At 44.5% G+C, this 8,491-nt stretch carries 8 protein-coding genes; 4 read left to right on the top strand and 4 right to left on the bottom strand.

The genetic code is table 11. The features are described 5' to 3' along the window. Positions 1 to 324 precede the first annotated feature (324 nt). Positions 325 to 534 (top strand): hypothetical protein, encoded by a 210-nt coding sequence (locus WA381_RS13615; RefSeq protein ID WP_231506447.1) that lies wholly within the window; start codon positions 325 to 327, stop codon positions 532 to 534. 187 nt (positions 535 to 721) lie between these two features. Here WA381_RS13615 and asnS read toward each other — a convergent pair whose 3' ends face one another. Further along, positions 722 to 2,119, bottom strand: a complete 1,398-nt coding sequence (gene asnS, locus WA381_RS13610; RefSeq protein ID WP_014948897.1) for an asparagine--tRNA ligase — start codon at positions 2,117 to 2,119, stop codon at positions 722 to 724. A 325-nt stretch (positions 2,120 to 2,444) separates the two neighbouring features. Between asnS and WA381_RS13605 the strand changes: the two genes are divergently transcribed. Next, positions 2,445 to 2,933: a hypothetical protein gene (locus WA381_RS13605; protein ID WP_156086151.1), complete on the top strand. Its 489-nt coding sequence runs from the start codon at positions 2,445 to 2,447 to the stop codon at positions 2,931 to 2,933. A gap of 182 nt (positions 2,934 to 3,115) precedes the next feature. On the opposite strand, the gene WA381_RS13600 is transcribed toward WA381_RS13605, so the two are convergent. Beyond that, positions 3,116 to 4,084, bottom strand: a complete 969-nt coding sequence (locus tag WA381_RS13600) for a calcium/sodium antiporter (RefSeq protein WP_014948899.1) — start codon at positions 4,082 to 4,084, stop codon at positions 3,116 to 3,118. Between the two features lie 252 nt (positions 4,085 to 4,336). Here WA381_RS13600 and WA381_RS13595 point away from each other — a divergent pair, with 252 nt between their 5' ends. Next, on the top strand, positions 4,337 to 5,824 hold the full coding sequence (locus tag WA381_RS13595) for a RimK family protein (protein WP_156086152.1): 1,488 nt from the start codon (positions 4,337 to 4,339) through the stop codon (positions 5,822 to 5,824). Next, a complete protein-coding gene (locus tag WA381_RS13590; RefSeq protein ID WP_156086153.1) occupies positions 5,821 to 7,095 on the top strand; it encodes a GNAT family N-acetyltransferase/peptidase C39 family protein in 1,275 nt (424 codons plus the stop codon). Before WA381_RS13595 ends, WA381_RS13590 begins: the two co-directional genes overlap by 4 nt. 124 nt (positions 7,096 to 7,219) lie before the next feature. Here WA381_RS13590 and WA381_RS13585 read toward each other — a convergent pair whose 3' ends face one another. Together WA381_RS13585 and WA381_RS13580 are read right to left on the bottom strand one after the other, a co-directional pair. After that, positions 7,220 to 7,501: a hypothetical protein gene (locus WA381_RS13585; RefSeq protein ID WP_039233500.1), complete on the bottom strand. Its 282-nt coding sequence runs from the start codon at positions 7,499 to 7,501 to the stop codon at positions 7,220 to 7,222. Positions 7,502 to 7,969: 468 nt separating this feature from the next. Continuing rightward, positions 7,970 to 8,491, bottom strand: a complete 522-nt coding sequence (locus WA381_RS13580; protein ID WP_014948903.1) for a DUF2937 family protein — start codon at positions 8,489 to 8,491, stop codon at positions 7,970 to 7,972.

Here is an 8,491-nt window from a genome sequence, read left to right as displayed (position 1 = left end):
AGTGGGATCCACGAAGTCAGTATTGGTGACTCTCCCCCCGTAATCACAGACAAACAGGAGCGCCAGCAGGTGATCATTGATGTACTTGGCACATTATACCAAGAGATTTATTCCTGAATTTGATGCGGAATGTCGGCAGTAAAAAAATAATCGACGATTAAGTGATGGAAATAGCAAACGAACTTCGTAGTGTATATGGAAAAACTAAGAAGCAGGTAGGTCGTTTATTCCTGAAAAGGCGTGTTGTTTTTTTGCGTTTTTGGATGAGTATTACCTTTGTTCAGCGATGTTATTTTTTAGCAACCAGCATGCTTTTGGGGTGGTATGCTTCTTATTATTTTCTATCTGTTTTTCTTACTGCTATTGAAGCCGCTTGGCGTTGTGCGGTTTTGGCATCCAAAACACTATCGGTTTGCCACCTCTACCACATTGGCAAGACTAGCATGGACACGGGGCGTGGCGCTGCAGTTAGGAGTTTTAGCTAGGCAGTTGGGCTACTCTCTGAATTTAGTAGTGAAAGTGCTAACCCTTTAATAAGCATAGAAAACGTAACGGAAAATGAGCTTGAAAATGGTGAAGCGCAACTTACTAAGGAACAGGAGGAAGATATTTCTGAGTTAGAAAAGGATTTAACCACGCTACTGACTATAACGGTTCAAGAAGTAAAAAAGCCCGCATGTAGCAATCTACATGCGGGCTTTTAAATCTATCGAACAACTGCTTAAAAGCTAGCGTTGCCCGGTGTACGTGGGAATGGGATCACATCACGTACGTTTTGCATGCCAGTTACGTATGCTACAAGACGCTCGAAACCAAGACCGAAACCTGAGTGAGGTACGGTGCCGTAGCGGCGAAGGTCGCGGTACCACGCGTAGTCTTCTTTCGATAGGCCCATTTCGTCAAGGCGAGCATCGAAAACGTCTAGGCGTTCTTCACGCTGTGAACCACCGATGATTTCACCGATACCCGGCGCAAGTACATCCATTGCTGCAACTGTTTTACCGTCGTCGTTAATGCGCATGTAGAACGCTTTAATATCTTTCGGGTAGTTTTGCATGATAATTGGCGCACCAACGTGCTCTTCTGCAAGATAGCGTTCGTGCTCAGAAGATAAATCGATACCCCATTCAACAGGGAATTCGAATTCTTTGCCGCAGTTTTGCAGTATTTCGATAGCGTCAGTGTAGTCCATGCGAACAAAGTCAGAGCTTACTAACTTTTCTAAACGCTCAATGGCGTCTTTCTTAATACGCTGAGCAAAGAACGCCATGTCGTCAGGCAGTTCTTCAAGCACGGCCTTACATACATACTTCAGCATGTCTTCAGCTAGTTGTGCTACGTCTTTCAATTCAGCAAACGCCACTTCAGGCTCAATCATCCAAAACTCGGCGAGGTGACGAGATGTGTTTGAGTTCTCTGCACGGAACGTAGGGCCGAAGGTGTACACCTTAGACATAGCTGTACAGTAAGTTTCAACGTTAAGCTGACCTGATACCGTAAGGTAGGTTTCTTTGCCGAAGAAATCTTCTGAATAGTCAACATTACCTTTGTCGTCGCGTGGAAGGTTCATCATATCAAGGGTTGATACGCGGAACATTTCACCTGCACCTTCCGTATCGCTTGCCGTTAGAATAGGCGTAGAGATCCAGAAGTAACCTTTCTCATGGAAAAAGCGGTGAATCGCCTGAGACAAACAGTTGCGAACACGGGTTACCGCGCCGATAACGTTAGTGCGTGGGCGAAGGTGCGCATATTCGCGAAGGTACTCAATGCTGTGACGTTTAGCGGCCATTGGGTAGGTATCAGGGTTTTCTACCCAACCCAAAACTTCAACGTCAGTCGCGTCAATTTCAACGGCTTGGCCTTGGCCCTGAGACTCTTTCACTGTACCGGTAACCGATAATGAGCAGCCTGCTGTTAAGCGCTGGATATCGGCATAATTTGACAGAGAATTTAGCGCAATAACTTGTACAGGATCGAAGCAACTACCGTCGTGTAGTGCAATAAATGATAACCCCGCTTTAGAGTCGCGGCGTGTTCTTACCCAACCCTTTACGGTTACCGATTCGCCAACGGCGTACTTACCTTTAAGTACGTCAACTACGGGCGCATGCGTCATGTTAATTTCTCCGTCTTACTAATTTTATGTTGTTGCTTACTATTGAGTCATTTTCAACAACACAGTGCATTAAACTGTGGATGTAAAAATGCACTAAAATTTGCTTTATAGTCAATGTTTTTGGATTGCCATGCCGATAACTTACTAGAATCTGTATTAGCTTTTCGCTTTTCAAATAGGCATTTCGCAATTCGCTTGGTGCCAAATATAAGCAAAATACAGATCGAAACATGACTTGGTGATGTAAAAATAACCAATGAAATACAATCCAATAGCACGCTAGTATACCCAACATAAAGCGGGATGCCAGAGAACAGAGTGACAAATGGGAAATAAAAATGATTCGAACACGCCAGTGTCTCAGCAAGCACAAGAACCGAGTGCTACGCAAAGTGACGCTGACCGTTCTAACGATGCCGAAAATGAGAGAAGTTCTATGACTTACGAGCAACTTGCAGAGCGACGTTCAACGCCCCGTTCTAAAACGCCTTTTTATAAGGTGATGCTTGGGTTAAACATTGTTGGCTGGGTTGGCATGGTTGTCGTACTCATACTGTTTCACTATGCGCGCCCTGACTTTATCAGTGGCGTGCAGCAGTACTGGGGAATAAAAGGCGATACCAGTTGGTCTGAAAGTCATTTGTCGGCCATGACCATCATGCTGCAGGTATGTTTGATCGTGAGTTTGGTTAGCATAATTATGCGTGCCAGAAGAAATCGTCGTCAAAGCGATAGCTTTGGCATAAACCTATTCATTCTATTTGCTATTGCGGCGATAAGCCTAATCACGCTGGCTACCACACTGGGCCTGTAAATAGAGAAAGCGCTCTACATGCAGTGCACGACAAAAATATAACTCAAGGAGAAATAACAAAGCCTTGTAAGTAGCGCTTTCGGCAAACGGTGTTTATGTCACTTGATGGGTTTGCTGTGAGCTTCCCATCAAGTGAGCGATGCATAATAAGCGTTATTATTTACAAGGCTTGCGGCAATAACTTAAATAAAAGCTGCTTGGATAAGCCAGTACGTATAGGCCGCGTAGGCCAGCACAAATGCTCCGCCCTCCAGACGGTTTAAACGTCCTTGGCGCTTAATGCCAATACAGAAAATGAATAGGGCAATGGTTGATGCGAACATCACCATAACGTCGCGGTATAAAAACTCAGAACCTACAGCCATTGGCTGAATGGTGCCTGCAATGCCCACTACCGCCAAGGTGTTGAACATGTTAGATCCGATCACGTTACCAATGGCTAAATCGTGTTCGCCTTTCTTCACCGCCATTAGCGATGATGCAAGTTCTGGTAACGATGTACCAATTGCGATAACCGTCAACCCGATAATAGTATCGCTAACACCGAAGAAGGTGGCGACTTCTACCGCGCCCCATACCAGCATACGCGAGCTTGCAACTAGCAATAAAAGCCCCGCAATCAACCACATTACGTGGGTTTTTACTGTACCTTCGTTGCTATTAATCTCTTCATCGTATTCGTCGGCGAGGGCGTCTTTGTCGCCTTTCATGCCGTGATAAATACTCCAAGAAAGCAGAAGCACAAACAGTCCTAACAAAGAGAATGCGTCGTCTTTCGAGATATTTAAGTCCCACACCTGCCATGCGGCAAAGAAGGTGATGCCAAGTAAAACAGGCAGCTCTTTCTTAATGATTTCTGATTTAACCGCAATAGGACTAATGATTGCGGTAAGGCCAAGGATTAACAGGATATTGGCGATATTAGAGCCATAGGCGTTGCCCAGCGCTATGCCAGAGTTGCCTTGAATAGCTGCAAACACTGAAACGATGATTTCAGGGGCCGATGTACCAAACCCAATAATGAGCATACCGATGAGCAAGGGGGAAACACCGAAATGATTGGCTACCGATGCGGCACCACCTACAAACTTCCCTGCGCTCCAAAGCAAAACCGGTAATCCGATTAAAATAGCCAAGCTGGCTAATAACATACGTACTCCTTAAACCATTCGTATCTTGTTTGCTTACTTCAATGTATAGGCAAACTCAATAAACAAAAGTCGTTTCAATCTATTCAAATGCACATTAGTTTTTGTTGTCTTAACGATGAAAAAAAGCCGTGCTGATAATGCTATGCAAATGATGAGTAAAGCGTAAACTCAGCGCTACTTTAATCGTGTTTGTAAATTGAACAAACACAGTAATAATTGTAACTGACAACACACTATTTAGAAGCGAATTACATGCACAATACACTGATTGTTACTGATGATGTTACTCCTTTTTGTAACACAGCTTTAACCGTGCTGACTTTTCAAGATTATCTTGCTGAGTTTCCAAAGTTGAACGAGCCCAAAACACGCGTTATCAACATTTGTGATACTACGCGTTACTTAAGCGAAGGGTACTATTGTTCACTTTTGGCTCAGGCACGTAATCACTCTGTATTGCCTTCTGTAAATACCATTAACGATTTACGCATGGCGGAAGAGAAAAGTATCGATCGCATCGTCTTCTCTTTGTCGGTATCTCAAGACAATACGGAAATTACTGATGAGCCTATATTAGTACTTTTCGGCGAAGTGAAAGATCAGCGCTTTAAGCGTTTGGCGCGCCAAGCGTTTGAAAAATACCCGTACCCTGTTTTGGTGTTAAGCCCAACAGTTACCGATACGAAAGTGTCGCCTAAAGCCACGGGTAGAGTACAAATTGAAGGCTTTGCAAGCGTACAGGCAAAAGCGTTTAAGGACTTAAACGCCAAGCAACAAGCGCGTTTCATTGAGCAATTAGAAGCACATACCAAAATACAGTGGAAGGCTGGTAAAACGAGCAAGCGTACTCGTTGGGACATGGCCATTTTGGTTAACCCTGAAGAGAGCACGCCGCCTAGCGATGAACGCGCCATTAAAAACTTTGTGAAAGCAGCTGAAAAAGTGGGCTTTCGCGCAGATGTGGTAAGTCGCCTGTCGCAAGAAGAATTGGGTCACTATGATGCATTGTTCATTCGTGAAACGACGGCGATTGACCATCATACTTACCGTTTAGCGCGTGCCGCAGAGCGAGAAGGCATTGTGGTTATGGACGACACGCAGTCAATTCTGCGCTGCTGTAACAAAGTGTACCTGCAAGATGCGTTTGCTTATCAAAAAGTGCCAGCGCCGAAAGCGACGTTTGTATCGAGCGCTACTGATGAAGTATGCGAAAAACTCATAGCTGACTTTGGTTTGCCGCTTGTTTTAAAACTGCCAGAAAGCTCGTTTTCCCGCGGCGTGCATAAAGCTGAAAATAAAGAAGCGTTAAAAACGCGCTTAGAACAAATGCTGGCTGAATCGGCACTTGTTTTGGTTCAGGAATATATATTCACTGAATTCGACTGGCGAATTGGTGTATTAGGTGGCAAACCTATTTACGCTTGCCAATACTTTATGGTGCGCAACCATTGGCAGATATACAACCATCAGGGAGACCGATTCTCTTCGGGTGGATTTGCCACAATGCCAACATTTGAAGTACCTAAGCCGGTGTTACAAGCTGCTATCAAGGCCGCTAAAGCGGTGGGTGACGGCTTGTATGGTGTAGACATCAAGCAAACCGGCAGTGCAGTTTATGTTATTGAAGTGAACGACAACCCAAGTATCGACTCGGGTGTTGAAGACAAATATTTAGGCAAAGAACTGTACGAATTAATTATGCAGGAATTTGCTGACAGGTTGGAGCAAAGAGGGCGATGATTACATCGGCTGAGCGAGTAATTGAAGTGAATAATGCAAGTCCACAGGAAAGCGCAAATCGTGCATATGGTCTAGCTGAGGGCGCATCTAATACTAAATCGACAAATGGTGCCGGTGTGCCTTCTACGCAGTCGAGTGTAGTGCTACGCGTTGCGACATTACACGATCTTGCTTCGCTTCAGCACATTGAGCAAACTTGTTTCACCACCGACAGGCTAAGTAAAAGTCGTTTCAAATTTTACATTGATGCCCAGCACGCAGAGCTTATTGTGGCCGAGCGTGAGCCGTCGGCTTCAAGTTCTAACCTCGACAAAAATAAGCCGAGTGTAAATAGCATTGTTGGCTATGGACTGTTGCTGCTGCGTCGTGGAACGCAGCTCACTAGACTGTATTCTATCGCAGTCTTGCCTGAGGCGAGAGGGCTTGGCGTTGCTGAAAAGCTCATAAATAGCTTGGGGGAGCGGGCACTTTTGCGGGGAAAGCGATTTATGCGCCTAGAAGTGGCAGTAGGTAATGCCGGCGCCATTGCTCTGTATAAAAAATTAGGGTTTAGTCAGTTTGGTATGTATACCGATTACTACGACGATCACACTGACGCATTACGTATGCAAAAAGTGTTGGTGCCGAGTAAGTCAGTTAAGCCAGAGGTTTATCCGTGGTACCAACAGACGACTGATTTTACCTGCGGTCCATCAGCATTAATGATGGCAATGTGTGCATTGAACAATCGCTATGAAATGACCCAAGAAAAAGAACTATCGTTGTGGCGTACTGCTACCACGATATTTATGATGTCAGGTCATGGCGGTTGCCACCCGGTTGGATTAGCGCTCGCCGCGGTAAACGAAGGTTATGCAGCGAAAGTGGTCATCAATCAGGATGTCCCGCTTTTTGTTGATGGCGTTAGAGATACTAACAAGAAAGCGATAGTCGAAAATGTTGAGTCGCAGTTTATGGCAGAGGCACGTAGGAAAGGCATTTCTGTTGAAATCTCTGACTGGCGAGTTGATGTTATCGACCAAACCCTTAAAGCTGGCGGGGCAGTATTGTGCTTAATCAGCACATACGCGTTCGATAAGAAAAAGGTTCCCCATTGGGTTGCGGTGACTAGCTGCGATTCTCATTGCTATTATCTGCACGATCCAGATGCGAGTGAGGGGCAGCCTGTCGAGTATCAACACATTCCGGTTGCCCGCGAAGACTTTCTAAGGCTTGCCAGCTATGGCACGCGTAAAGTAAGAACATTAGTATTCCTTAAAAAGAAAAAGTAACACGAATTTTTGCTTAGGCCTGAGGCACGGAGAATGCTTGAGGCCTCACACCACTAGTCCGCGAGGATAAATACCCACTTAACGAAACTTAAAATAGCCATAACCGTGGCGTGTCATGCAGGTATTAGTGATGAACTCGTGTAACGTTAACCTTTTTATTTAGCGTTTTAAGTTGTTTTACTAATTGAGAAAGCTCTTTCACCGAACCTGAATAATCAATGTGCTTATTCATTTCCTGGCCCTTCACAGCACTTCTATAAAGCGCCTCACTTTCAAAACACGCAGTTTGCTCATTAAGCGTGTTCCATTCCGCTTTTAGGTCGCTTGGAATACAGTGACGTTTTGCAATAATTTTGTCTTTTATTTGCAACACTTTCCCGATTAATAATTGCGCATCTGTTGGCATAATAATATCTCCTGTATAGCTTTTTGTGTTTAAGTTGCTGTTTATCAAAGGTATTAAGTGTTTACTTTGATAGGCGTAGTGTAAATTCAGCAACATCTCAACACACACTCTTAATAAGTGTTGCAGCAAAGATGCCAACTCTTACTAGATGATGACTTAGAACACGCCAAGTGTGCCTAAATGCGGATCGCGACTGTTGAGGCTCACTAGAGCGAGAAAGAGAGCGAGGAAAAGAGATGAAAAGAAAACGAGGAAAAGCTATACGAAAAAAATAGCTAAGCCGGCTGACGGATAGAGAGAGGCCCGAGCGATTCTAGTGCATGCCGTGTATAACGCCTTGAAATCTCAGGCAATGAAATACCAAAGCCATGCAGCTCATTAAGATCTAATGTGTTGGTTTGGTGGGACTGGTAGAAGTGGCTTTTTAAAAAAATAATAAACCACGTATTAACAAGATAAACCCAAGTGCTATTTATAAGCGTAGCGTTTGGGTTTATTTTTAATTTTCTTAACCTGACAATAGCAGAAGTGTGGCGTCCAAATTAACAGATTAAGTAAGATAGCGGTAACAAGGCTGAACACAATTGACGAAGGCGTTAGTGGGACAGAGGGGCTGAAATTATCTAACACGCGCTTGAGCGTACCATATTGAGAAGGCGAGGCCATAAACACAAGCTTTTCGAAGTAATGACCGTGCTCTAGCTTCCTCATGCCTTGCTCTAAAGTGGTGATCTGGGCGAAGCGTGTGGCTTTCATCGAGGCATTCTCTCGCACAACTGGCTCACTGTTTTTCTGTAAGCTTTCAAGCATGGCTTCAACCGAAGAAAAACCATGCTGCTTGGCGAGCGCTGACGAACTAGAAACTTCATCTCTCAGTGCATCATAATAACCATTGAGGTATTGACGATAATGATCCGCCAAGATGGGGACTTGAAGTGTAATGATAAACAAGACTGCAAATACAACTTTATCTAAAACACGTACTATCAT

Source organism: Alteromonas sp. CH_MED4-4, from assembly GCF_037029575.1.
GTDB lineage: Bacteria > Pseudomonadota > Gammaproteobacteria > Enterobacterales > Alteromonadaceae > Alteromonas > Alteromonas macleodii.
The sequence above is the reverse complement of the archived record's forward strand: the minus strand, read 5'-3'. Positions and strand labels throughout refer to the sequence as shown.